Origin of the sequence: Streptomyces sp. NBC_01296 (assembly GCF_035984415.1) — a bacterium.
Taxonomy (GTDB): Bacteria; Actinomycetota; Actinomycetes; order Streptomycetales; family Streptomycetaceae; genus Streptomyces.
Map to the genome: position 1 here is coordinate 7,852,407 of NZ_CP130720.1, position 24,659 is coordinate 7,877,065.

Genomic DNA, 24,659 nt, shown 5'->3' on the forward strand with positions numbered 1-24,659 from the left:
GCCGAGAAAGGCCCCTGACATGTCCGACCTGTTGCGCGCCCCTGCCGAGATCAAGTACGCCGAGGAGCTGGCCTGGCTCGAATCCGTCGACGACGGCCCGAAGCCCTTCTCCTGGCGCCTCTCCCCGAAGATGGTCCGCCTGTTCATCCTGGGATCCGAGCGCTCCGACGGCCTCGACCGGGAGATCTCCCAGAAGTGGTACGGCGACCGCAGCTTCGTCGAGCGTTCCATCGTCACCCTGGCGTCCGACCGCGGCCTGCTGCTGATAGGCGACCCCGGCACGGGCAAGAGCTGGCTGGCCGAGCTGCTGTCCGCCGCGATCTGCCGCAACTCCACGCTGGTGGTGCAGGGTACGGCCGGCACCACCGAGGACCACATCAAGTACTCCTGGAACGTGTCCATGGTGATCGCCAAGGGCCAGTCGAGGGAGTCGATGATCCCTTCGCCGATCATGACGGCCATGGAGTCCGGCGCGATCGGGCGCTTCGAGGAGCTCACCCGCTCCACCAGCGACGTCCAGGACGCGCTGATCTCGATCCTGTCGGAGAAGTACATCTCCGTCCCCGAACTGGACAGCGAGAACATCGTCTTCGCCAAGCCCGGCTTCTCCGTCATCGCCACGGCCAACAGCCGTGACCGCGGCGTCAACGACCTGTCCTCCGCGCTGAAGCGCCGCTTCAACTTCGTACGGATCCCCGTGGTGACGAACAAGAAGAGCGAGGAGCAGATCGTCCGCTTCCGCACCGAGGAACTGCTGCGCCGTCACCAGATCGAGCTGGACGTGCCCCCGACCCTGCTCGACGTGCTGCTGCAGAGCTTCACCGATCTTCGTGCCTCGGCAGCCGCCGCCGGCAGCGACGACGAGAAGCTGGAGTCGGCGCTGTCGACCGCCGAGCAGATCGGCGTGCTCGAGGACGCCATCCTGCACGGCAACTTCTTCGGCGAGCGCACCCTGACCGCCCACACGCTGGCCTCCTCCCTCGTCGGCTCGCTGGCGCGGCGCGAGCCGGAGGACCTGGCCATCCTCAACAAGTACCTGCACGGCGTCGTCGAGCCGCGCAGCAAGGAAGAGGGCGGCTCCTGGCCGGAGTTCCTGGAGGGCGGCCGCAACGCGATCGCCACCCTGTCGTGAGCCCCGTACAGGAGGGGACGACCTTCGACGCGCTGCGCACCCAGCTGCAGGAGGCCGCCACGGCCTTCGCCGACGGCCCCGACGCCCTGGAGGGCATCCTCCTCGGCATCGTCGACGACGTCGACCGCGCGGTACGCGAACCGCTCGAGGTCTTCCCCGTCTGCCACCACTCGCCGGCCTCGGCGGTCGCGATGGCGCGGCGGCTGCGGGAGAAGCAGCCGAAAGTCGTCTACCTGGAGCTGTGCGAGGACATGGCGCCGCTCCTGACCGAGCTGCGCAACTGCCGGCTCCCGGTGGCGGTGCAGGCGTTCGCGAGCGAGGTGGACGGCTTCCCCGCCGCATGGGCACCGCTGTCGGTCGTCGCACCGATCACCGAGGCGTCGGCCGAGTACCAGGCCATCGCCTACGCGCTGGACACGCCGGGCGTCGAGCTGGTCCTCGTCGACCGCTCCTCGGACCACGTGTTCCAGTGGCAGGCGGCCGGGGAGCGGTCCGCGGCCGAGCCGGCCGAGCCGGCCGATCCGGACGCGCCGCCGGCCGACGAGGAGGCCGCGCTGCACGGCGATGCCGTCGGTGTGGAGATCGGCGACCTGCGCCCGCGCTTCGCCGAACTGGAGGAGCACCTGCTGCACCACGGCCGCGTGCGGCACTGGTCGGAGTGGTGGCACCAGTACGTCGAACTGCCCCTCGGCGACAGCGACCACGACACGTACCGGCAGGTCATGCTGCTGATCGGCAGCCTGTTCCGGCGGCTCGCGCCCGGGGACCCGGGGCGGGTCCGCGTGGACGAGGACCGCGAGCGCCACATGTGGACCAGGATGCGCGCACACCTCGCCGCGACGGGCACCGATCCCGCGGACTGCCTCTACGTCTGCGGCGCGTTCCACGCGGCCAGCCGCGTCGCCGAGTTCGGCGTCGAAGGCACCGACACTTTCGAGATCAGCCCGCCCAGTGCGAGCACGTGGCAGTACGGACTCATCCCGTCCAGCCATGCCGCGATCGAGGCGCAGTTCGGCCTCGCCGCCGGCTCCGTGTCGATCGCGGCCACCCAGTGGGCGAAGAACCTCAAGCGGACGCGGGTCCAGCCGTTCCGGCTCGCGGGGCAGACGGGCGCGAAGAAGGCGGCGAAGCCGCGGAAGTCGGCCCCCGCCCCGGCGGCGCAGGATGCGGCCGGCACGGCCGCCGACATGCTCTCCGGATTCCTGCAGCGTCCGCCCGTACTCGACCGCCTGGACGAGGCCGAACTCCTGGGCTGGTCGGTGGAGATCGTGCGCGCCGCGCGCCGCAACGGCTACCTCGCCTCGACCGCCGACGCCATCGCCGTGTTCGAGACGTCGATCCTGCTGGCCGGGATGCGCGACCGGGCCAAGCCCACCCCGTACGACTTCCAGGACGCGGCGATCACCTGCATCGAGAAGGACCGGGTGCCGGGCCGGCGCGACGTACGCCGCCTCGTCGAGATCATGATGGGCGGCGACCGGATCGGCCAGGTCGGCTACGAGGCGCTGCCGCCGCTCGCGCGTGACGTGCACGACCGGCTCGCACCGCTGGGCCTGGCGCTCCAGCAGCGCGGTGTGCAGCGGGCCTTGCTGGACATGGCCTCCCGTCCCGAGCTGGAGAAGTGCTCCGACGTCCTGTGGATGCTGCGGCACCTGATGCCGCACGGCGCGGCACGGCCGATCATGGGCGAGCGGCGGCTCGGTGAACGGCCGATCCAGGAGTCGTGGGACCTCGCCCTGGGCACCCACCAGAGGGCCCTCATCGAGCTCGGCTACGAGGGCGTCAGCATCGAGCAGGTCCTCGAGCAGCGCCTGCGGCGCACCGCGTACGGGCCGCAAGCCACCACGGCGACGGTCCTGCAGGCCGTCGAGGACGCGACGCTGTACCTGCGCAGCCGCCGCCTCGCCGACGAACTGGGCACACGCGCCCTGGAGGTGCTGGCGACCGAGCGCAGCGTCGACGGCGCACCGGAGGTGCTGCGGCGGGTGCGGCGGCTGCTGGGCCACTACCGGACCAGTGAACCGGTGCTGCCGGCGTGGATCGAGTCGTTCGTCAAGACGGGCTACGCGCACTACTGCACCCTGCTGCCGACGGCGTTCACCGACGAGGACGCGACGGTCCGCCAGGTCGCGGCGATGCTGGGCTTCCTGTTCAGCATGGAGAGCCTGGCGCTGTCGCTGGGCTGCGACCGGACCCAGCTGGAGCTGGCCTTCGCGCAGTCGCATCCGCAGGAGCCCTCCAAGGTGGCGCTGCTGTGGGCGGCTCAGGTGCACCTCGGGCAGCTCTCCCGTACGGAGTTGCGGGCGCGGTGCGACGGCCTGCTGGGCAACCCCCTGGTGGTGCCCGCCTATCCGCGCTACCTGAGCGGATTCCTGCAGGCGCTGGAGCCGGTGCCGCAGCTGGCCGACTTCGTGGTGGAGGCGGTGTCGAACGCGTTCGCGCGGCTGCCGGACCCGGTGCTGCTGCCGTGGCTGCCGACCCTGATCACCACCCTGCGTTCCGGTGGCGCCGAGCTGGCCCCGCTGCTGATCCGGGAGGCCGGGCGGATCTTCCCCGGCCGGCTCGCGGCACTGGACACCTGGATCCCGCCGTGGCAGGACCGCCCGCAGGCACCCCCGCCGCCGCCCCGCGCCAGGACCGCCGCACTGCTCACCACCCACCCCGAGCCGTGCAACGCCCTGGCGGCGCTGCTGGGCTGCGAAGCCTCCTGGCCCGCGCAGGCCCCCACCTCGACAGGAGCAATCCTGACCACCCGGCACCCGACGACCGCCCTGGCCCTGGAGGCACTCCTGATCCGGATGTAGGCGTCAGCGGTAGTCGTCGGGGTGGCCCTGCATCCAGACGTTGATCTTGTCGCGGGTGCTGATCAGCAGGGTCTGGTGCTGCTTCAGGTTCTCGAAGGAGCGGTCCCCGGCGAGCTCCGCGTCGAGCTTCTCGATCAGGGCGATCGGCTCGGGGAAGTGGCCGGGGCCCTTCGGGTCGGCCTTCATCGCCGCGTCCATGCGGTGCAGTTCGTCATAGACCCGTCCGAGGAAGTAGGCGCAGTTCCCCGGGGTGCACGATTCGCCCAGGGTGGCCTGGAGTCCCGCGAAGGCGTCCCGGACCAGGCTCACCGGCTCGGAGCTCTGGGCCGACGGCGTACGGGACGCCGGGGGCGCGGCCGGCGCCGAACCGGTGGGCGCCGCAGAGCCCGAGGCGCTCGGGGCCGCCGCGGGTGCGCTGCTCGGGGCGGACGAGCCGCCGGGCGACGCGCTGCCCTTCGAGCTCGTCCCGCAGGAGACGCTGAGCGCCGCCAAGGCCACGGCGACGACCGCGGCACCTCGCATCGTGGATATGGGCATGGCCATGACTTCCCCCATGATCGTTGAGTCGCCCGACTCTACTGGGCGGCAAGGGCTGACTGGGCACGACAGCCCACTGCCCTCCCCGAAGACCGGTCCGCGGTGATCCGCGTGCCCGGCACGCGCGGCGCACGTGCGGGTGACGGTTCGGGCTGGTGGAATGGCTTCTTCGGCTGCCGGGCCGGGGAGGTGTCTTGTCGGAGCATGACGGGAGGTCCGCCGGGCCCCCGGGGGAGTACGAGGCGCTGCTCGCGCGGCTCCGGACGATGGAAGCCGCGGCCGAGCAGATCGGGACGCGTCTCGACGAGACCACCACGTGCGAGGAACTGGCCGGCTTCCTGTTCCGCAACCTGTGCGACGCGGTCGCGGTGGAGCTGCGGGCCGAGCACGGCGGGCTGAACCGGGTGGCCGAGGCCGGGGCCGTGGGACTGCTGACGGCTCCGGCCGACGGGTCGCCCTCCGTACGCGCCATGGACGGCGGACACCCCCTCTCCGAGTGGGTGGTGCTCTCCCAGGGCGCCCGCGCACACCTGGTCTCGGTTCCGCTGCTGGCCCGCGACCGGGTCTACGGCGCGGTGCTCGCCGTACGCGCCCGGGGCGGATTCAGCGACCAGGAGGCGGCGACGATCCACTTCACGGCCCGCCTGGCGGCAGTGCACCTCGGCCATGCCCGGGAGCTGGCCGCCACCGAGGACACCGCGATGAACCTGCAGCGCGCGCTGGTGTCGGAGCCGGGCCGCCCGCACCCGAATCTGGAGATGGCCAGCCGCTATCTGCCGGTGGGCTCCAGGGCCCTGGTGGGCGGGGACTGGTTCGAGACGGTCCGGCTCCACTTCGGCCGCACCCTGCTGGTGGTCGGGGACGTGATGGGCCACGGGCTCGACGCCGCCGTGGACATGAACGCGTACCGCTCCACGCTGCGCGACGTGGCCTCCACGGACCTCGCCCCGCACCGTGTGCTGCGCCAGCTGGACGCCCTGGTCGCCGAGGATCCCGCCCGCCGGCCGGCCACCTGCCTGCTGGTACGGATGGACCCCACGCGCGGCGTCGCGGACTTCGCCAGCGCCGGCCACCTGCCGCCCGCGATCTTCGGCGCGGACAGCTCGGCGGCCCTGGTCGACGTCCCGGTGGGTCCGCCGCTGGGCACCGGGGTCGGCGGCTACGAGGGCGTCACGCGGGCGATCACCACCGAGGAGACCCTGCTGATGTTCACCGACGGGCTGGTGGAACGGCGCGGCGAGGACATCGACGTGTCGCTGGCCCGGCTGGCCGGACTGCGGCTGCCGGTGGGTGCGGCGGTGGAGGAACTGGTGGACGCCGTGGTGGCGGGCCTGGACGCCCGCCACGCCGAGGACGACGTCGCGGTACTCGCGGCCCGCATCCGCCGCCGCAGACCGTGAGCCCCACGAACGCTGCGTCCCCTCCGCCCGGCGGCTCGTCGACGACCTTCGCGGCGACGCCGGAGCGGACCGCGGGCTCCGGGTGCTCTGCGAGCCGGGCCCTGACCTCAGCGGGCACGGACGAGTTGGCGGCCAGGGAGCGCGCGGAGCCGAGCGCGATGATCTCCTCGATCAGCCCCCCGACAGGTCCTGAGGCGATCCCGGTCGCCCATGTCAGCACGTCCTGCACCGGACCGTCGCCCTCGGCGGACACCTACGGCGTGCACCGGCTGCCGGTCACCCTTACGTGACCACCGACGCCGGCAGCTCCGGCGCGGCCGGCGGGGTGTCCCCGGCCGTGGGCAGGGTGAGCACCATCGTGAGCCCGCCGCCCGGGGTGTCCTCCGCGGTCAGCGTGCCGCCGATGGCCTCCGTGAAACCGCGGGCGACCGCGAGCCCGAGGCCCACCCCGGCTCCGCGCGGGGCGTCCCCGTGCCGCTGGAACGGCTCGAAGATCCGGTCCTTCGCCTCGTCCGGCACCCCCGGGCCGCGGTCCACGACCCGCAACTCGACCCGGTCGAGCAGGGAACTGGCGGCCACGTGCACGGGCCGGCCGTGCGGGCTGTACTTGACGGCGTTCTCGACCACGTTGGCCACGACCCGTTCGAGCAGCCCGCGGTCGACCGCGACCATGGGCAGGGTCTCCGGAATGTCCAGCTCGACGCTGTCGTCCGGTACGCCGCCCAGCGCCATCGGGACGACCTCGTCGAGGTCGGTCTCCCGGATCAGCGGAACGACCGAGCCCGTGTTCAGGCGGGACATGTCCAGGAGATTGCCGATCAGCGCGGCCAGCCGGTCGGCGCCCTCCTCGATGCCCCCCAGCAGCTCGGCCCTGTCCTCCTCGGACCATTCGACGTCGTCGGAACGGAGCGAGGTGACCGACGCCTTGATCCCGGCGAGCGGCGTGCGCAGGTCGTGGCTGACGGCGGCCAGCAGGGCCGTGCGGATCCGGTTGCCCTCGGCGAGTTCACGGGCCCTGCCCGCCTCGTCGACCAGGCGCTGGCGGTCGAGTACGACGGCTGCCTGCGCGGCGAACGCACCGAGCACCCGCCGGTCCTCGGCCGGCAGGACCCGCCCGGACAGCGCCAGGGCCATGTTCTCCCCGATCGGCATGTCCACGTCGGCGTCCTCGGGACGGCTGACCGGATCGGTGCCGATGGTGGCGGCCGTCGTCCACGGCGCGAGCTCGTCGGCGCGCTCCAGCAGGGCCACGGACCGCATCGCGAACGTCTCGCGCAGCCGCTCCAGCAGGGCGTCGAGCGAGTCCTCGCCGCGCAGGATGCTGCCGGCGAGGAAGGACAGGATCTCGGACTCCGCGCGCAGCCGGGCGGCCTGGTGGGTGCGGCGCGCGGCCAGGTCCACGACGGAGGCCACCGACACCGCAACCCCGACGAAGATCGAGATGGCGACGATGTTGCGGGGGTCGGAGATCGTGAGCTGGTAGAGCGGCGGCGTGAAGAAGTAGTTCAGCAGCAGGGAGCCGAACGCGGCCGAGGCGAGGGCCGGGAGCAGCCCGCCCAGCAGCGCGGCGGCGACGGTGAACGTCAGGAAGAGCAGCATGTCGTTGGCGAGCCCGAGCTCGGGCACGACTTCGTGCAGCAGCAGCGTCAGCAGCGCCGGGCCGACGACGCCCGTCAGCCAGCCCCAGATCAGCCGCGAGCGGCCCAGCCGCGCACCGCGCGCGACCGGCAGGCTGCGCCCCCGGGCCGCGGCGTCGTGCGTGACCATGTGGACGTCGAGGTCGGGGCCCGACTCCACGGCCACCGTGGCGCTGACCCCGGGCCCGAACACGTACTGCCAGGGCCGGCGGCGGCTGACGCCGAGGACGATCTGCGTGGCGTTGACGCCCCGGGCGAACTCCAGCAGGGCGTGCGGGACGTCGTCGCCTATGACGTGGTGGAAGGTGCCGCCGAGGTCCTCGACCAGGGTGCGCTGGGCGGCGAGTTCCTTGGGGGAGGCCGAGGAGAGGCCGTCGCTGGCCGCGATGTAGACGGCGAGGACCTCACCGCCCGCGCCCTTCTCCGCGAGCCGGGCGGCCCGCCGGATCAGCGTGCGCCCCTCCGGCCCGCCGGTGAGGCCCACGACGATGCGCTCGCGGGCTTGCCAGGTGGAGCGGATGTTGTGCTCGCCCCGGTACTCCTGGAGGTACTCGTCCACCCGGTCGGCCACCCACAGCAGCGCGAGCTCGCGCAGCGCGGTGAGGTTGCCGGGTCGGAAGTAGTTCGACAGGGCGGCGTCGACCCGGTCGGGCTTGTAGATGTTGCCGTGGGCCATCCGCCGGCGCAGTGCCTGCGGGGACATGTCGACGAGCTCGATCTGGTCCGCGCGCCGGACGACCTCATCGGGAACGGTCTCGCGCTGCCGGACGCCGGTGATGGACTCCACCACGTCGCCGAGCGACTCCAGGTGCTGGATGTTGACCGTGGTGACGACGTCGATGCCCGCCTGCAGCAGCTCCTCGACGTCCTGCCAGCGCTTCGCGTTGCGCGAGCCGGGGACATTGGTGTGCGCGAGCTCGTCCACGAGGGCGACCGCGGGCCGGCGCGCCAGCAGGGCGTCCACGTCCATCTCCGTGAACGTGCTGTCGCGGTAGGCGATCTCCCTTCGCGGAGTCATCTCGAGGCCGTGCAGCATCACCTCCGTACGCGGCCGGTTGTGGTGCTCGAGGAAGCCGACGACGCAGTCGGTGCCGCGCTCGATCCTGCGGTGCGCCTCGGACAGCATGGCGTACGTCTTGCCGACGCCCGGTGCCGAGCCGAGGTAGATCCGGAGCTTTCCGCGTCTCATCTGGTGCCGACTTCTCGTTCCGCTCGATGTGCTGTGTCTGTCCGACTGACTGTCAGGGTTCGAAGCGGTAGCCCATCCCCGGTTCGGTGATCAGGTACCGGGGATGGGAGGGGTCCGCTTCCAGCTTGCGCCGCAGCTGGGCCATGTACACGCGAAGGTAGTTGGTGTGCCCGGCGTACGTCGGCCCCCACACCTCCAGCAGCAGCTTGCGCTGGGAGACGAGATGACCGGGACGGGCGATCAGCAGCTCCAGCAGGTGCCATTCGGTCGGGGTCAGCCGGACCGTGCGTGCGCCGCGCACCACCTTGCGGGCCGCGAGATCGACGGTGAACCCGTCGGTCGTGATCCCGGACGGGCCGGCGGGGGAGGCGGGGTCCTCCTGCCGCCGGGTCGCGGCCCGCAGGCGGGCCAGCAGCTCGTCCATGCTGAACGGCTTGGTCACGTAGTCGTCCGCGCCGGCGTCCAAGGCGCGGATCTTCTCCTCGGAGGTGTGGCGCGCGGACAGCACCAGGATCGGCACCCGGCTCCAGCCGCGTACGCTCCTGATCACCTCCACGCCGTCCATGTCCGGCAGGCCGAGGTCCAGGAGGATGACGTCCGGCCTGCGGTCGGCGGCGAGCCGGAGGGCCGAGCGGCCGTCACCGGCCTCTGCCACGTCGAACTTGCGCGCCTGAAGATTGATCTTCAGTGCACGAACGAGCTGGGGATCGTCCTCCACCACGAGCACCCGGGTCATGGGGCATACGGCCTTTCTTCGTTGCGGGCGGACAAGGATCCGGTGGGGCGCGGAGCTTCCGCGCCCCACCGGATTCCCGCCCGGGGGACCAGGACGGCCATCAGCTCTTGGTCAGGGCCTTGAGCGCGGTGTTCAGCTCCAGGACGTTGACGCGGGGCTCGCCCATGAAGCCGAGGGTGCGGCCGGTGGTGTTGTCCTTGACGAGCTTCTCGACCTGCTTGACGTCGAGGCCGTTCTGCTCCGCGACCCGGGGGACCTGGATCTTCGCGTACTGCGGGGAGATGTTCGGGTCGAGGCCGGAGCCGGAGGAGGTGACGGCATCGGCCGGCACGTCCGTGGGCCGGACCTTGTACGTCGCCGTGGAGTTGTCCGCGATCACGGCGTCCTTGGCGTCGGTGACCAGCTTGACCAGATCCGGGTTGTCGCCGGACTTGTTGGTGGCGCCGGAGAGGATCAGGGAGTACTGCTGGTTGACGCTGTTGGAGCCGAGGCCGTTGGAGGGGCGCGGCTGGAACCACTTCAGGTCCGGCCTGGCGGCCTCCTCGGGGTCGTCGGGGTTCTGCTTGGGCAGGTTGTAGGTCTGGCCGATGAGGGACGATCCGACGACCTGCCCGTTCTCGTCCTTGATCTCGGAACCGTTGGCCTTGTCGCCGAACGCGACCTGGGCGATGCCGGTGACGGCGAGCGGGTAGATGACCCCGCACAGGACCGTCAGGACCAGCAGGGCGCGCAGGCCCGCGCCGATGAGCCGTGCGGTGTTGCCGACAGAGTTGTTCATGGCGGGTATCAGCCGATTCCGGGGATGAGGGTGATGAGCAGGTCGATGATCTTGATGCCGATGAACGGGGCGATCAGGCCGCCGAGTCCGTAGATCCCGAGGTTGCGGCGGAGCATCTTGTCGGCGCTGGTCGGCTTGTACTGCACGCCCTTCAGGGCGAGCGGCACCAGCGCGATGATGATCAGCGCGTTGAAGATGACCGCGGACAGGATCGCCGAGTTCGGCGAGTGCAGGCCCATGACGTTGAGCTTGTCCAGGCCCGGGTAGACCACGGCGAACATGGCCGGGATGATCGCGAAGTACTTCGCGACGTCGTTGGCGATGGAGAACGTGGTCAGCGCGCCTCGGGTGATGAGGAGTTGCTTGCCGATCTCGACGATTTCGATGAGCTTGGTGGGGTTGGAGTCCAGGTCCACCATGTTCCCGGCCTCCTTGGCGGCCGAGGTGCCGGTGTTCATCGCCACGCCGACGTCAGCCTGCGCGAGCGCGGGGGCGTCGTTCGTACCGTCACCGGTCATCGCGACCAGCTTGCCGCCCGCCTGCTCCCGTTTGATGAGGGCCATCTTGTCCTCGGGGGTGGCCTCGGCGAGGAAGTCGTCCACGCCCGCCTCGTGCGCGATGGCCTTCGCGGTCAGCGGGTTGTCACCCGTGATCATGATCGTCTTGATGCCCATGCGGCGCAGTTCGTCGAACCGCTCCCGCATGCCCTCCTTGACGACGTCCTTGAGGTGGATGACGCCCAGGATCCGGGCGCCCTTCTCGTCCTCGACGGCGACCAGCAGCGGCGTGCCGCCGGCCTCGGAGATCCGGTTGGCGAGGAGGTCCGCGTCGGCCGCGACCTGGCCGCCCTGCTCCTTGACCCAGGTGATGACCGAACCGGCAGCGCCCTTGCGGGTCTTGCGGCCGTCGACGTCCACGCCCGACATGCGGGTCTGGGCGGTGAAGGCGATCCACTCGGCCTGGGCGAGCTCGCCCTGGTGGCGCTCGCGCAGCCCGTACTTTTCCTTCGCGAGGACCACGATGGAGCGGCCCTCGGGGGTCTCGTCGGCCAGCGAAGACAGCTGCGCGGCATCGGCCAGTTCGGCTTCCGTCGTTCCCTTGACCGGGACGAACTCGGCGGCCTGGCGGTTGCCGAGCGTGATCGTGCCCGTCTTGTCGAGCAGCAGCGTGGAAACGTCGCCGGCGGCCTCGACCGCACGCCCCGACATCGCGAGGACGTTGCGCTGGACGAGCCGGTCCATGCCGGCGATGCCGATGGCGGAGAGCAGCGCGCCGATGGTCGTCGGGATGAGGCACACGAGCAGAGCGGTGAGCACGATCATCGACTGCTTGGCGTCTGCGTAGATCGCGAACGGCTGCAGGGTGACCACGGCCAGCAGGAAGACGATGGTGAGGGACGCGAGCAGGATGTTGAGGGCGATCTCGTTCGGCGTCTTCTGCCGGGCCGCACCCTCGACCAGGGCGATCATCCGGTCGATGAAGGTCTCGCCGGGCTTGGTCGTGATCTTGACGACGATCCGGTCCGAAAGGACCTTCGTGCCGCCGGTGACGGCCGAGCGGTCGCCGCCCGATTCGCGGATGACGGGCGCGGACTCGCCGGTGATGGCGGACTCGTCGACCGAGGCGACGCCTTCGACGACGTCACCGTCGCCCGGGATGATGTCGCCGGCCTCGCAGACCACGAGGTCGCCGATCCGCAGGTCGGCGCCGGGTACCCGTTCCTCGTCCGTGCCGACCAGGCGGCGGGCGACGGTGTCCGTCTTCGCCTTGCGCAGGGTGTCGGCCTGGGCCTTGCCGCGGCCCTCGGCGACTGCCTCCGCCAGGTTGGCGAAGATCGTGGTCAGCCACAGCCATGCCGTGATCGCCCAGCCGAACCAGTCCGTCGGGTCCTTGACCGCCAGCACGGTGGTGACCACCGACCCGACGAGGACCACGAACATGACCGGCGATTTGACCATGATGCGCGGGTCGAGCTTCCTCACCGCGTCGGGGAAGGACTTGAGCAGGGCCTTCGGGTCGAAGAGACCGCCGCCGACGCGCCCTGCCGGGGCCTTGTGCCCGGTGGGCAGGTCTTCGTGCGGAGCACGGGTGGGGGTGATGGTGCTCATGAGGCGAGCCCTTCAGCGAGCGGACCCAGCGCGAGGGCGGGGAAGTAGGTCAGACCGGTGATGATGACGATCGTCCCGACGAGCAGGCCCGCGTAGAGCGGTTTGTCGGTACGGAGGGTGCCTGCGGTCTCCGGCACGGGCTGCTGCTCCGCGAGCGAGCCGGCCAGTGCGAGGACGAAGACGATCGGCAGGAAGCGGCCGAGCAGCATGGCGATGCCGATGGTGCTGTTGAACCACTGCGTATCGGCGTTCAGGCCGGCGAAGGCCGAGCCGTTGTTGTTGGCGCCGGAGGTGTAGGCGTACAGGATCTCGGAGAAGCCGTGCGCACCCGGGTTGGCCATCGAGTTGCCGGGCGTCGGGAGCGCCATCGCGGCGGCGGTGAAGCAGAGCACCAGCGCCGGGGTGATGAGGATGTAGCAGGCGGCCAGCTTGATCTGGCGGGTGCCGATCTTCTTGCCCAGGTACTCGGGGGTCCGCCCGACCATCAGGCCCGCGATGAACACCGCGATGATCGCCATGATCAGCATGCCGTAGAGGCCGGAGCCGACGCCGCCGGGCGCGATCTCGCCGAGCTGCATGCCCAGCATCGCGATACCGCCGCCGAAGCCGGTGTAGGAGGAGTGGAAGGAGTTGACCGCACCGGTCGAGGTCAGCGTGGTCGCCACGGCGAAGATCGACGAGCCGGCGACGCCGAAACGGGTCTCCTTGCCCTCCATCGCCCCGCCGGCGATGTCGAAGGCCGGGCCGTGGTGGGCGAATTCGGTCCACATCATCAGCGCGGTGAACCCGAGCCAGATCGTCGCCATCGTGGCGAGGATCGCGTAACCCTGGCGCAGGTTGCCGACCATGCGGCCGAACGTACGGGTCAGCGCGAACGGGATGACCAGGATCAGGAAGATCTCGAAGAGGTTCGAGAACGGGGTCGGGTTCTCGAAGGGGTGGGCCGAGTTGGCGTTGAAGTAACCGCCGCCGTTCGTGCCCAGCTCCTTGATGACCTCCTGCGAGGCCACGGCCCCGCCGTTCCACTGCTGCGTGCCACCCAGGAACCGGCCGACCTCGTGGATGCCGGCGAAGTTCTGGATGACACCGCACGCGACCAGGATCAGCGCGCCGATCACCGAGATCGGCAGCAGGATGCGGACGGTGCCGCGCACCAGGTCGGCCCAGAAGTTGCCGAGTTCGCCGGTGCGCGAGCGGGCGAAGCCCCGTACGAGGGCCACGGCCACGGCCATGCCCACCGCTGCCGAGACGAAGTTCTGCACCGCGAGGCCGCCGGTCTGCACGACGTGGCCCATGGCCTGCTCACCGGCGTACGACTGCCAGTTGGTGTTCGCCACGAAGGACGCGGCGGTGTTGAACGCCTGGTCCGGGTCGATCGACACGAAGCCGAGCGAGCCGGGCAGGCTGCCCTGCAGGCGCTGCAGGGCGTAGAGGAAGAGGACGCTCACTGCGGAGAAGGCCAGGACGCCGCGCAGGTACGCGGGCCAGCGCATCTCGGCCGACGGGTTGGCGCCGATGGCCTTGTAGATCCATTTCTCCGGCTTGTAGTGCTTCTCGGAGGAGTAGACGCGGGCCATGTAGTCGCCGAGCGGACGGTATGCGAGGGCGAGCGCGGCGATGAGCGCGAGCAGCTGCAGCACACCAGCGGTTACGGGGCTCATATCAGTGCTCAGAACCTCTCCGGGTACACAAGGGCGAGGACGAGGTATCCCAGCAGGGAGACGGCCACGAGCAGGCCGACGATGTTCTCGGCGGTCACAGCTTGGCCACCCCTCGGGCGATGAGAGCCACCAGTGCGAACACCGCGACCGTGGTGACGACGAAGGCCAGATCGGCCATCGTGAGCTCCTGGATGAAGTGATGAAATGGATTTCGGCCAGACGGCCGAGTAAGAGCAAACCGTGAGCTCAGACGGGCGTTAAGACCTCTTGACGGGCTCCATACGGGCGGGCCGGAACTCTTGACGCCGCCCTGACGCAGAAACGGCTCGGCGCCGCGGCGCCCCGGTGTGACAGGGGCTCGCAGGTGCGGCGCGGCCGCTCAGCCGCGGTGCGCGAGACCGGCCGTGTCCAGGGCGGAGCCGGCCTGCGCGGCGAGGGCGACGGCGACCCGGCGGGCCTGCTGCGCGGGCAGGGGACCCGGGACCGGCTCGAGGACGAAGCGGCCGTAGTAGTGCCCGCCGCCGACGGCGCGCAGCTCGGTTTCGCCCTCGGGCCACCGATCGGGCCAGTACGTGGCCTCGCGCTCCCCGGCGGCGTGGCCGAGCCACAGGCTGCCGTCGTGCTCCAGGCGCGGGAGGCGGCCGATGAGCGACCCGTACTCGAAGCGGCAGCCGCGCAGGTTCAGCAGGCCGATGAGCTCGCGGCGCACGTGCTCGACGACGGCTTCGGGGGAGTCCCCGGCTTCGGCGAGCCGGGCCGCGCCCTCCAGCTGCGACAGGTGCGAGGCGCCGGTGATCACGGCGCCCTGGAGGCGGCGTGCGCGGACCGCGAGCTGGGAGACGATCAGGCCGACGACCAGCAGGAGGACGGCCGTCCGGACGTCGTCCCCGTCGGTGATGGCGAAGCGCCCGTACGGCCTGGTCAGGAAGAAGTCGAACCAGGCGGCGGCCGACAGCGCGGCGAGGGCTCCGGCCGCCCGGGTGCCGAGAGCGGCGACGGCGACCACGGCGACGACCAGGACCAGGGCGGCGTTCGTCGCCGAAAGACCCGTACGGACGGGCACGAGCAGCAGCGCCACCAGGAACGGGGCCACAAGGGCCGCGATCAGGGCGATGCGGTCGTGGAGTCGGTACCCGGACATGTGAAGCCTCCCGTCCGGACCCGCAGGTCCCTCGGGTCAGAACCTCTCGGGCTTGATCAGGGCGGCGATGAGAAAGCCGAGCAGAGCGAGGGCGATGATCAGCCCGACCACGTTCTCAGCGTCCATGGACCATGTCTCCCGGTTCTCCTGGCAGGGCGGTGTTCCGCCCACCTCCACAGTGCCCGCACCGTCCGCCGGTGTATCGGACAAGCACCGCCTTTTGACGCGCTTCATACGGGCTCCGGGAGGCGTGGCCCCTGCGTTCCGCCGCTGCATCAGAAACGCGTCAGGGTTTCCGGTTCCGGCGTCGGAAGAGCGTCAGCAACGCCGGCGGCCGCATCGCTGCGCAAGGCCCGTACGGACACGGTGGCCCTGCGTGTGCAGCACTGTACGGGTCACCTCGCGCCCGGGACACAGCTCGGTTCCCCGACCATGCGCTGCTGCGCGGTGACCGGACGGCGGCCGCAGACCCGTCAGGGCCCGCTCGGGCCCACCCGGCGAGCACGGTCCGCGGCGGTGTGTTCGAGGATCGCGGGGACGATCGTCGCCCAGTCGGCCCGCTCGACCCCGTGGCCCGCGTCCTGCAGCGTCAACAGCCTGCCTTCGGGGATCTGTTGCGCGAGTGCCTCACCGTGCCGGAGCGGGAACATCGGGTCGGCGGTGCCGTGGATCACCAGTGCGGGCACGGCGATCGAGGACAGGCGCGCCGGTGAGAGCTCGCCGTCCGGAAGCGAGTCGTGGTTGCGGGCCGCGCTGAAGTCGTGCGCGCGCTCGACATCGCGGCGGACGAGGCTGCGGGCGGCAGCCTCGTCGAACGGGCGCCGACCGCCGGCGAGCACGCGCGCGTAGGCAACCTGGTAATCGACCACCGAGTCGCCGTCCGACCAGTCGACGTGTGCACCGGAGACGAATCGCATGAACTCCTCGGTCGGCGGGGGGAGCTTGCCTTCGCCGGGAACGGCGGACGACGTGCTGATCAGTACGAGCGAGAGGACGCGGTCGGCGTAGTGGAGCGCGAGCAGCTGCGCGAGCGCCCCTCCGGCCGAGACACCCACGACGTGCGCGGCCGGGATCCGGTGGGCATCGAGCACGCGGGCGGCGTCACCGACCAGGTCCGCGCCGGTGTATCCGGGACGGCCCGGCTCGTAGGTGACCGACCGGCCGGTGTCGCGGTGGTCGTAACGGATCACGAAGCGCCCGCCCTCGGCGAGCAACCGGCAAAAACCCGCCTCCCACCAGAGCATCGAAGCCCCCAGACCCATCACGAGCAGGACGGGTGGATCGGACGGGTCGCCGAAGGACTCGGTGCAGAGCGTGATGCCGTCCGAATCCACGACGTGCTCAGCCATCGTTGCTTCTCCTCTCCTGCGGTACGCGGTGTGCGGTGCGCCGGGCCGTGGGATCGGTGGTAGTTGTACCAGTCCGGCCGGTCGGGAAACGCGACCTGACGTTCGTGGTCCCCGGTACAGGGCCGCCGGTACGGTGGTCGCTCGCCGATCGGGGAGGCGGGCGATGCGGATGACCGCGCGGGGGTAGGTCGATATGGCGCGCAGTCAGGTGTTCGGGGAGGTGGCTGAACTCTACGATGCCTCCCGCCCGGGATATGCGGACGCTCTGGCGGCGGACGTGCTCGGGTACGCGGCCCTGGGTGAGCGTGAGGCGGTGGAGGTCGGCGCCGGCACCGGCAAGGCCACGGTGCCGTTCGCGGCGCTGGGTACGTCGCTGCTGTGCATCGAGCCCGATGCGCGCATGGCCGAGGTGTTGCGCCGCAACACCTCGGGCTACCCGGGGGTCCGGGTCCACGGCGGTGGCTTCGAGGAGTGGCAGCCCGGTGGCCGCCGCTTCGGGCTGCTCCTTGCTGCCACGTCCTGGCACTGGGTGGCCCCGGAGCGGCGTTGGGATCTGGCCCGCGATGCTCTTGCGCCGGGCGGGGCCGTGGCGTTGTTCTGGAACCCGCAGGGGGTCCGCGATGCGCGGCTGCACGCCGCCCTGGACGAGGTCGACGGCCGTCACGGGATCGACCATGCGCCGCATGCCGAGCCGGCGTCCTCGTACGGCGATGCGCCCGGCAACTGGGCCGGGCTGCCCGGCTGGCCCGAGGAGGAATGCCGGCGCGACGGGCGCTTCACCGACCTGCGTGCCGTCCGGTACCGGCAGGGTCAGCACTACGACACCGGACGCTACCTGGGCTACCTGGCCTCGCTCTCGCGCTATCGCACCCTGCCCCCTGACCGGCGCGAGCAGGTCCTTGCGGAGACTGCCCAGGTCCTGGAGGCCCACGGAGGCGGCATCGAAATGGAGCACTTCAGCGACCTCTTCCTGGCCCGGGTGGGGTGAGCGGACGCCGGTACTGCACAGCCTATTTCCGGCCAATGGATTGCTGATAATTCGAGGCGGGCATCAGGGGAGCGCCGTTATGGTCAGACAATGGGACCCCTGAAACCGAATCTGATAGAGCTCATAGTCGGCCTGATCTGCTTCGCTGCAGTCTTCGCCATCATGGCCAAGATTCTGCTTCCCAGAATTGAGAAAACCCTCGCCGAGCGCGAGAGCGCCACCGAGGGCACGCTGGAACGCGCTGAGGAAGCCCAACTCGAGGCGCAGCGCATTCATGCCCAGTACCTTGCCGAATTGAGTGCCGCCCGGCACGAAGCCGGGCGGATCCGTCAGGCTGCTCATGAGGAAGGCGTGGCGATCCTCGCTCAAGTGCGTGCGGAGGGGCACAGGGTGCGTGAGGAGCTCGTCGCCGCAGCCGCGGTGCAGCTTGAAGCAGACCGAGTCCTTGCCGAGGCCGAACTTCGCGAGGATGTCCTCGGACTGGCCAGGGAACTGGCCGGACGTATCGTCGGGGAACCGTTCACCGATCTCGACCGTGCCCGCGCCATTGCCGACGAGTACTTCGCCGAGGTCGATGCAGAGGCCGCCACCACGGCGTGAGCTGATCGGGGAGGCGGGCCACACCTCGCCGACACCGGCCTGATCGGCAAGACAGCCCCTAGTCCCAGCAGGGTGTGGGCGAGCCGTCGATTTCTGCGCCGACCAGGATTCCGACTCCGGTTCCGGCTCCGAAGTCGGGCGCAGGGCGATATTTGTCCCCGGTGGGGAAGGTCACCGTCAGCATCATCGCGTTGCCGTCGCCGCCTTTGCTGAAGCAGAGGCCTGCGACGTCCGCGGGTGCGCGCCGCGGTGAGGTGTCCTCCTCCAGTTTCCAGCCGTCGGCCGCTGCGGCCTTGGTGTAGTGCTCGAGGATCTCCGCCTTGGATTGCTTGGACGAGTAGAGCCGCTCGGCCGAGAGCCAGGCGTCGCCGCTGCTGTCGTCGTCGCACGCGCTCTCCACCTCGGTGTAGCCCGCCGGGGGCGAGGCCTGGGGCGGCTTCGCGTCGAGGATCGAGAGGGACGCCATCTCCTTCAGCCGCGGCTCCGAGCCCTCGCACGAGGCGTACGGGTGGAGCAGAGAGCAGCCGGTCAGGCCGCCGGCGAGCACGGTGACGATGGAGGCCGAAAGCAGCAGAGCGGCCGAACGGCCGTTCCGGGCGGGCAGGTACACGATGCTCCAGTGGTTTCGCGCTCAGAAGGGCACCTGGAGCATCGTCGATCCCCGCGCGCTTCGCCAGGCCGGGGGAGGAGTTCGACACGACACTGGTGATTTCGGGAGGGCGGAAGTCGTATGAGCTTCCGCCGGTCGACGTCAGAAGGCGGACACCGCTCATGGCCTCCGGCCGCCCTGGAGCACCGCTTCGATTTCGCCCGCGACATCGCCTCGGCCGAGCTGCGCCGTGTGGAAGTCCTCCGTGCGCGGCATGCGGAGGACCAGTTCGTAGCCCACGTCGACGCGCACCCGCCCGGAGCGCAGTACGAAGTCGTAGGCGTGTCCGCCGCGGGTGCGGCAGCTGGAGAGGAAGTGCAAGTGGTATCCGGCGGCGGCCACCCCGAGCAGGTGGGTGGGGCTGCGGAAACCGACGATGGTCCCGTGCAGGTCGGTGTGGGTGGAGATGATCTGCCCCGCCACCGCGTCGATCAGCCGGGGGTAGGGGCGGTGCTGCTCGGGGAGCATGCGGGTGACCATGTGGTCGAAGTGCCCGTCGACGCGCACTGCGTAGAACATGTTGGGGCTCGGCAGCCAGGTGTCGATCACCGCGCGCAGCCCTGTGGCGTCGACCGGCTCGGTCGTCCGCCAGTCGTACTCGCCGTGGAAGTAGGTCACCGCCGCGAGGGGCGTTCGCGTGGCCAGGTCGGCTTCGCCGGCCGTTGCGTCGGCGCGTAATCGATAGCACCGCCCGTCGAGGACGATCATCTCGCCGTCGAGCCGGTCGAAGGTCCCGATGCCGAAGTCGCCGTGGCGGCAGAGCTCGGCGATGGTCGTCGTGCCTTCGTAGACGCCTTCGAACATGGCCGTCATGGTCGAGGCCTGGAAGATTCGCCCTCGGGGCGGTGAGGGCGATCCCTGTTGCCCCTGCGTGTTCCGCGGAGTCGAGTCCGGTTCCGGCATGTGCCCCCCTCAGTCCCCGTGCGCATGACGGCCCGGCGGTGACTGCACGACGCTTCCCCTCGCCCCGCCGGACCTGCATCCAGCAGCACGTTAAGGAGCCGGCGGTGTTGTCACAACGGCGCGCGCGTGGTCGCGCGTCGTGCCCGGCCGGGCACCCGAGCAGCACCCGCCGTCCGGCACCCCCTTGCGCCCCCGCCCCGTCGCGGTTGTCAGGGAGCAGCACATAGGCCTCAACCCCTCTCCCTGAACCCGACGGGGACCGGCAAATGATGTTCCGCACCTCAAGGCGCTCGTCAACGCCGGACTCGCCGGCCGAGCGGGGTGAACGTGAACGCCTCGGGAAGCAGTGTGCCGCCGACTCGGGCAGCGAGCAGGGCCGGCTCGGGGCGGTCGGAGTCGTGGTCGTTCCAGAGGTGCAGGACGAGCAGGGGGTCTTCCGGGTCGGCGGTGACGTAGGCGAGAGCCTTGCTGGTACGAGGGTTCGGGCCGCCGAAGACAAGGGAAGGCTCGCCGAACGCCGCGCTGACGTCGGACCACGCCCGATCCACTGCGCACTAGGCGGGCAGGGCGTCCCGCATCGACCGGTGCTCCGCCTGCGACAGCACGCGGTCGAGGGCGAGCCAACCACGGCGGTGGGCGAACTCGGCGTAGACGGACGCGGTGTGCGTATCGCGGGCCGGGTCTGTTCCTTCTGCCAGGCTCCGGCGTCCTGTTCGACCACGAGCAGATGGTCCATCAGGAACCAGACGGCAGTGTCGAGGTCGCCGTATACCGCCGGGCGGCGCAGGACGCTGCCCACCGCGGGCTCCGGCAGGGCGTCGGCCGCGCAGCGGGGAATTCGATCGGGCGCGGACCTGTGCACATGTAGTGTGATCAAGACTTTTGTGAACAAGTTCAAGAAAATTGGGGGGCCGGTGTACCGTCACCGCGTCATGATCTCCGCCGCCGTCGTTGCGGCAGCCGTCGGCTTCGTACCCGCCACGGCCCAGGCAGCAGGCCCGTCCGCCGACCACGGCCGGACCTCGACCGCCACATCCCCGGCCGCCACGGCCGGTTCCGCGCAGGAGGCGGCCAAGGAGGCCGCCGCGAAAGACACCGCAGCGAAGGTCGCCAAGGCCAAGGCCAAGGCCAAGACCAAGGCCACGGCCGGGGCACCGGGGGCGACGGCCGAGTCCGGCGCGTCGCCGCGCGCGCAGCAGAGCGAGTACTTCGAGGTGGGCATGGGCACGTCCACCTCCTTCGCGCACAGCGTCGGAATGGCGACCTCCGTCGCCACCGACATGGCCGACAGCTACGTCCAGTTCGATGTCGACTGGGGTGACGGCGCCACCGACCTGGACTTCGGAAACGCCGAAGCGTTCGTGTACTTCAAGCACAAGTACGCCGAGGTCGGCGCCCACAAGATCACCATCAAGGCGACCGACCTGCGCACCAAGACGACCTCCACCGCCACCCAGGACGTCGTCGTGGACGGCTCCGAGTTCACCCCGCACGCGCCCACCCGGCTGCTGGACACCCGCGACGGCACCGGCACCGGCACCTCGGCCGGCCGCCCCGTCGCCCCCTACACCACGACCCGGGTGAAGGTCGCCGGCAACGCCGGCATCCCGGCCGGGGTGACGGCCGTGGCCCTGAACATCACCGCCACCAACACCTCGGCGGGCGGGCACATCAGCGCGTACGCCTCCGGCAAGCAGCAGCCGACCACCTCGAACGTCAACTTCGCGGCGGGACAGACCGTGCCGAACCTGGCGATCGTGCCGGTCGGAGAGGACGGGTACGTCGAGCTGGCGAACCGCAGCGAGGGCCCGGTGGACCTGATCGCCGACGTGACGGGCTACTTCAGCCGCTCCGCCGCGGCCGGATACACGTCCGTCAAGCCGTCCCGGCTGGTCGACACCCGGGAGGGACTGGGCACGGCCAAGGGCCAGGCCGCCGCTCAGAGCACCTTCGGCGTGCAGATCGCCGGTCAGGGCGGGCTGCCGGCCACGGGCGTCACGGCCGTGGCCCTCAACGTCACGGTGACCGACCCGAAGAGCTCCGGCCATCTGACGGTGTTCCCGGGCGGTCAGCAGGCGCCGTCGACGTCGAGCGTGAACTTCGCCGCCGGGCAGACGGTCGCCAATGCGGTGATCGTGCCGGTCGGACCGGACGGCAGGATCAACATCCGCAACGGCGCCTGGAGCCCGACCGACGTGATCGTCGACGTCACCGGCTACTACAGCGCCGACGGCAAGGCCGCCTACCTGCCGGTGGAGCCCAAGCGCCTGCACGACTCGCGGACCTTCGCCTTCCCGCTCGCCGGCCAGGACTACCACCACGAGACCCTGTGGACGTCCGGTATGGCGCTCGAGGCCCTCGTCGTGAACACGACGGTCACCAACCCGCAGGGCAGCGGGCACCTCTCGGTCGCTCCGGACCCGAACACCACGGACGACTACATCTCCGGAAAATACGTCCGGCCGACCCCGCCGGACTCGTCCGTCCTGAACTGGACGAAGGGCGCCACCGTCGCGAACCTGGTCCAGGCGAGCACCGGCGGCACCGACGTCGTCGACTTCTGGAACCGGGGCTGGGAGCCGACCGACCTGATCGTCGACCTGTTCGGCATGTACGACAAGAACTGACGCCCGCCCCCGCTCTTTACTGCGGCGCCGTGCGCCGCAGTAAAGAGCGGGGGCACACCCGGCGAACCCATGCGGTCACAGCACTAGGCCGGCGGGGCGGGTGCGGCGGGCTGGGGTGTGCGGCCCACCGGCGGGACCGGCGGGCCGGGCGGCAGGAGTTCGGCGGTCACGAACGCCACGACGGCAGCGAGGATCGCCACCGGGATCATCTCGGTGCTGCCCAAGACCAGGACCACGAGCACCACGCTGCTGACCGGCAGCCGCAACGCGGTCACGGTGGCGGCGGCCATGCCGGCCGCCAGCCCGGCGCCGATGCCCAGGCCGGGCAGCGGCGAGCAGAGGACGCCTGCCGCGGCGCCGAGGAACAGCGACGGGAAGATGGGGCCGCCGCGCAGGCTGCCCAGGCACAGGGAGAAGGCGGCGCCCTTGCACAGGAGAACGGCGATCAGCGCGCCCACGCCCCAGGCGTGCGGATCTCCGGCCAGCTGGCCCAGGGTGGTCTGGCCCGAGGAGGCCACGTCCGCAGGAGAGCGGCCGGTGCCCAGGGCATAGGCGGCGGCGCAGACGCCGGCGCCGAGCGCGCAGAGCACGGTGACGGTCAGGGGCCGTCCGGCGACGCGGACGGACGTCAGCCGGCCGCCGTACTGGATCAGGTACACGCCGCAGGCGATGACCACGGCGATGAGGATCGACCAGAGCACGTCACCGGCGTCCAGACGGGGGAACTGCGTGCCCGACTTCAGCTTCAGATCACCGGTCCCCAGACCGGTCCAGCGGCCGAATCCGGTGAACACGAGCGAGCCGATGCCGCTCGACAGCAGCGCGGGCAGCATGACGGCGAACAGCTGGGGCCCGCCCACGCCCACGACCTCCATGAGCAGCACCGCGCCGATCAGCGGGTTGCCGAAGATCGTGGCGATCGCCGCGGCGGATCCGGCCGCGCCCAGCAGCGCGGTGCTCATCGGTGTCTCCGGCGTTCCGGTGAGATGCCGCAGCGCGATCGCCAGTCCGCCGCCCAGCGCGATGAGCGGGGCCTCGGGGCCGAGCGTGGCGCCGAGCGGCAGGCTGAACACGGCCGCGAGGATCACTCCGGGCAGGGCTGCGGCTCCGGAACCGCCCGGGTGCAGGCCGGACGCGGGGATGTGCCCGCCCGCCCCGGGGAGACGGGTGACGATCTGCCCGACGCAGAGACCCGATACGAGCAGGAGCGGCAGGGGCCACCACCACGGCGGAGCGTCGTGGCCGAGGGCATGCGGGAGGTCCACCCAGACCAGGCTCTCCAGTTTCCGGAGCCCGGCGAGGAACCAGAATGCGGCCAGCGAGACCGGGATGCCGATGAGACCGCAGAACACCAGGGTCTTGCGGTATCCGGGAGTCCGGAGCAGCTCGCCGAGCTTCTGGGCCTCCGCGGGCCGCGGCGGCGGCTGCGGACCCGGACTCGGCTGCGTCGGCAGCGTCATGGGGCCGTTCCTTCCCGTCCCCCGTCCCTCACCGGTGCGTCCGGTACAGCGTGATCCGTCAGCCGAGGAGCCGACGCTTCTGCTCGGCGAATTCCTCCTCGGTCAGTACTCCCTGCTCCTTGAGGGTGCTGAGCTGCTTGAGCTGGTCGATCTTGGTGCTCATGTCGTCGGCAGCAGGGGCTGCAGCAGGGGCCGGAGCCGGGGGCGGGGGAGGCGGCGGCGCGGCCTCGGCCTGCGGCGCCTCCTGCTGGGACCACCGGCCGGCCTGCCGCCGGGACACCCGGTTGGACACGGCGGTGGCGGTGCCGGCGACGACGGCCGTACGGGCGACTCCGCGAAGAAGTCCGGGCATGATGCTCATCTCCAGGGGTGCGGTGAAGCAGGGCTGCGGCCGTCCTCACTCGTCGCCAGGCGGTACCTCCATCGCCTCCAGCGACGCGAGCAGCGCCTGCACGGGAATCCGGCCAGCGGCCACGAGCTGTGCACCTCCGCGCCGCAGTTCGCGCGCGAACGGCGCCGCCCATGTGTTCTCGTACACGATGATCCCCGCCGAGTTCCCGGGTTCCAGCGCGATGCCTGCGTCGTTGATGTCGCTCTGGTCCAGCAGGCCGGACGAGGCGCCTTCGAAGATCGAAAGGTCGACCTCGCTGCCGAGGTCGTTCAGCTCCACCGCCGTCACCGAGCCGTCCAGGTCCTTGCGGACGAAGATCAGGTCGAAGATGCGGATGATGCCGCGATCGACGAGATCGACGAGCATGGGGAGTCCCTTGCCCGTCATCCGGTTGCCCGGGAACTCGATCACGACGTAGTCCACGGGACCCATGTCGTCGATGTCGCCGATGTCGCCGAGCCCGCCTGATTCCTCGACCTCGCTGCTCATGGCTGCTCCTGTCGCGCTGGGGGAGGGAAGACGTCGCGTCGGCCGCTGATCCGCGGGCGGTGGGCTCCGGCACGCGGTGG

Annotated in this window: 22 protein-coding genes; 6 read left to right on the top strand and 16 right to left on the bottom strand. The window is 70.8% G+C overall.

Annotated features, from left to right (window positions below; translation table 11 throughout):
* Nucleotides 1–19: 19 nt before the first annotated feature.
* Both OG299_RS35745 and OG299_RS35750 read left to right on the top strand, forming a co-directional pair.
* On the top strand, nt 20–1,132 hold the full coding sequence (locus OG299_RS35745) for an ATP-binding protein (RefSeq protein ID WP_266632431.1): 1,113 nt from the start codon (nt 20–22) through the stop codon (nt 1,130–1,132).
* On the top strand, nt 1,129–3,936 hold the full coding sequence (locus OG299_RS35750; protein WP_327363765.1) for a DUF5682 family protein: 2,808 nt from the start codon (nt 1,129–1,131) through the stop codon (nt 3,934–3,936). The genes OG299_RS35745 and OG299_RS35750 overlap by 4 nt, the downstream gene beginning before the upstream one ends.
* Nucleotides 3,937–3,939: 3 nt before the next feature.
* Here OG299_RS35750 and OG299_RS35755 read toward each other — a convergent pair whose 3' ends face one another.
* Nucleotides 3,940–4,479 carry a hypothetical protein gene (locus tag OG299_RS35755; protein ID WP_266632435.1) on the bottom strand — a complete coding sequence of 180 codons (540 nt, stop codon included), beginning with the start codon at nt 4,477–4,479 and terminating at the stop codon, nt 3,940–3,942.
* Between the two features lie 188 nt (nt 4,480–4,667).
* On the opposite strand from OG299_RS35755, the gene OG299_RS35760 reads away from it, so the two are divergent.
* The gene (locus OG299_RS35760; RefSeq protein WP_327363766.1) at nt 4,668–5,873 is read left to right on the top strand and encodes a PP2C family protein-serine/threonine phosphatase; all 1,206 of its coding nucleotides are present in this window, start codon (nt 4,668–4,670) and stop codon (nt 5,871–5,873) included.
* Between the two features lie 282 nt (nt 5,874–6,155).
* Here OG299_RS35760 and OG299_RS35765 read toward each other — a convergent pair whose 3' ends face one another.
* The 9 genes from OG299_RS35765 to OG299_RS35805 all read right to left on the bottom strand — a co-directional run bounded on the left by OG299_RS35765 (nt 6,156) and on the right by OG299_RS35805 (nt 16,472).
* A complete protein-coding gene (locus tag OG299_RS35765; protein ID WP_327363767.1) occupies nt 6,156–8,699 on the bottom strand; it encodes a DUF4118 domain-containing protein in 2,544 nt (847 codons plus the stop codon).
* Nucleotides 8,700–8,751: 52 nt separating this feature from the next.
* On the bottom strand, nt 8,752–9,435 hold the full coding sequence (locus OG299_RS35770; protein WP_266632441.1) for a response regulator: 684 nt from the start codon (nt 9,433–9,435) through the stop codon (nt 8,752–8,754).
* Between the two features lie 100 nt (nt 9,436–9,535).
* Nucleotides 9,536–10,213, bottom strand: a complete 678-nt coding sequence (locus tag OG299_RS35775) for a potassium-transporting ATPase subunit C (RefSeq protein ID WP_327363768.1) — start codon at nt 10,211–10,213, stop codon at nt 9,536–9,538.
* 8 nt (nt 10,214–10,221) lie between these two features.
* Nucleotides 10,222–12,321, bottom strand: coding sequence for a potassium-transporting ATPase subunit KdpB (gene kdpB, locus OG299_RS35780; RefSeq protein ID WP_327363769.1), 2,100 nt, complete (start codon nt 12,319–12,321; stop codon nt 10,222–10,224).
* Nucleotides 12,318–13,982 carry a potassium-transporting ATPase subunit KdpA gene (gene kdpA, locus OG299_RS35785; RefSeq protein WP_327363770.1) on the bottom strand — a complete coding sequence of 555 codons (1,665 nt, stop codon included), beginning with the start codon at nt 13,980–13,982 and terminating at the stop codon, nt 12,318–12,320. The genes kdpB and kdpA overlap by 4 nt, the downstream gene beginning before the upstream one ends.
* Nucleotides 13,983–13,990: 8 nt before the next feature.
* Nucleotides 13,991–14,080 (bottom strand): K(+)-transporting ATPase subunit F, encoded by a 90-nt coding sequence (gene kdpF / locus OG299_RS35790; protein WP_037836701.1) that lies wholly within the window; start codon nt 14,078–14,080, stop codon nt 13,991–13,993.
* Nucleotides 14,081–14,361: 281 nt separating this feature from the next.
* The gene (locus tag OG299_RS35795) at nt 14,362–15,123 is read right to left on the bottom strand and encodes a DUF4118 domain-containing protein (RefSeq protein ID WP_327363771.1); all 762 of its coding nucleotides are present in this window, start codon (nt 15,121–15,123) and stop codon (nt 14,362–14,364) included.
* A gap of 36 nt (nt 15,124–15,159) precedes the next feature.
* Nucleotides 15,160–15,249 carry a K(+)-transporting ATPase subunit F gene (kdpF, locus tag OG299_RS35800; protein WP_327363772.1) on the bottom strand — a complete coding sequence of 30 codons (90 nt, stop codon included), beginning with the start codon at nt 15,247–15,249 and terminating at the stop codon, nt 15,160–15,162.
* A gap of 347 nt (nt 15,250–15,596) precedes the next feature.
* Complete coding sequence (locus OG299_RS35805; RefSeq protein ID WP_327363773.1) at nt 15,597–16,472, bottom strand: alpha/beta fold hydrolase; 876 nt, start codon at nt 16,470–16,472, stop codon at nt 15,597–15,599.
* Between the two features lie 220 nt (nt 16,473–16,692).
* Between OG299_RS35805 and OG299_RS35810 the strand changes: the two genes are divergently transcribed.
* Nucleotides 16,693–17,460, top strand: coding sequence for a class I SAM-dependent methyltransferase (locus tag OG299_RS35810; protein ID WP_327363774.1), 768 nt, complete (start codon nt 16,693–16,695; stop codon nt 17,458–17,460).
* A gap of 90 nt (nt 17,461–17,550) precedes the next feature.
* Nucleotides 17,551–18,060, top strand: a complete 510-nt coding sequence (locus OG299_RS35815; RefSeq protein WP_266632458.1) for a F0F1 ATP synthase subunit B family protein — start codon at nt 17,551–17,553, stop codon at nt 18,058–18,060.
* Between the two features lie 58 nt (nt 18,061–18,118).
* On the opposite strand, the gene OG299_RS35820 is transcribed toward OG299_RS35815, so the two are convergent.
* From OG299_RS35820 to OG299_RS35830, 3 genes are all read right to left on the bottom strand, one after another.
* Nucleotides 18,119–18,670 carry a hypothetical protein gene (locus OG299_RS35820; protein ID WP_327363776.1) on the bottom strand — a complete coding sequence of 184 codons (552 nt, stop codon included), beginning with the start codon at nt 18,668–18,670 and terminating at the stop codon, nt 18,119–18,121.
* A gap of 159 nt (nt 18,671–18,829) precedes the next feature.
* Nucleotides 18,830–19,612 (bottom strand): acetolactate decarboxylase, encoded by a 783-nt coding sequence (gene budA / locus OG299_RS35825; RefSeq protein ID WP_327363777.1) that lies wholly within the window; start codon nt 19,610–19,612, stop codon nt 18,830–18,832.
* 293 nt (nt 19,613–19,905) lie between these two features.
* Nucleotides 19,906–20,160, bottom strand: coding sequence for a hypothetical protein (locus OG299_RS35830; protein WP_327363778.1), 255 nt, complete (start codon nt 20,158–20,160; stop codon nt 19,906–19,908).
* A 384-nt stretch (nt 20,161–20,544) separates the two neighbouring features.
* On the opposite strand from OG299_RS35830, the gene OG299_RS35835 reads away from it, so the two are divergent.
* Nucleotides 20,545–22,239, top strand: coding sequence for a hypothetical protein (locus OG299_RS35835; protein WP_327363779.1), 1,695 nt, complete (start codon nt 20,545–20,547; stop codon nt 22,237–22,239).
* 83 nt (nt 22,240–22,322) lie between these two features.
* On the opposite strand, the gene OG299_RS35840 is transcribed toward OG299_RS35835, so the two are convergent.
* The 3 genes from OG299_RS35840 to OG299_RS35850 are packed head-to-tail and all read right to left on the bottom strand — an operon-like array spanning nt 22,323 to nt 24,579.
* A complete protein-coding gene (locus OG299_RS35840) occupies nt 22,323–23,699 on the bottom strand; it encodes a chloride channel protein (protein WP_327363780.1) in 1,377 nt (458 codons plus the stop codon).
* Nucleotides 23,700–23,757: 58 nt separating this feature from the next.
* A complete protein-coding gene (locus OG299_RS35845) occupies nt 23,758–24,051 on the bottom strand; it encodes an SHOCT domain-containing protein (protein ID WP_327363781.1) in 294 nt (97 codons plus the stop codon).
* A 45-nt stretch (nt 24,052–24,096) separates the two neighbouring features.
* Nucleotides 24,097–24,579 (bottom strand): DUF6325 family protein, encoded by a 483-nt coding sequence (locus OG299_RS35850; protein ID WP_266670417.1) that lies wholly within the window; start codon nt 24,577–24,579, stop codon nt 24,097–24,099.
* Nucleotides 24,580–24,659: the final 80 nt, after the last annotated feature.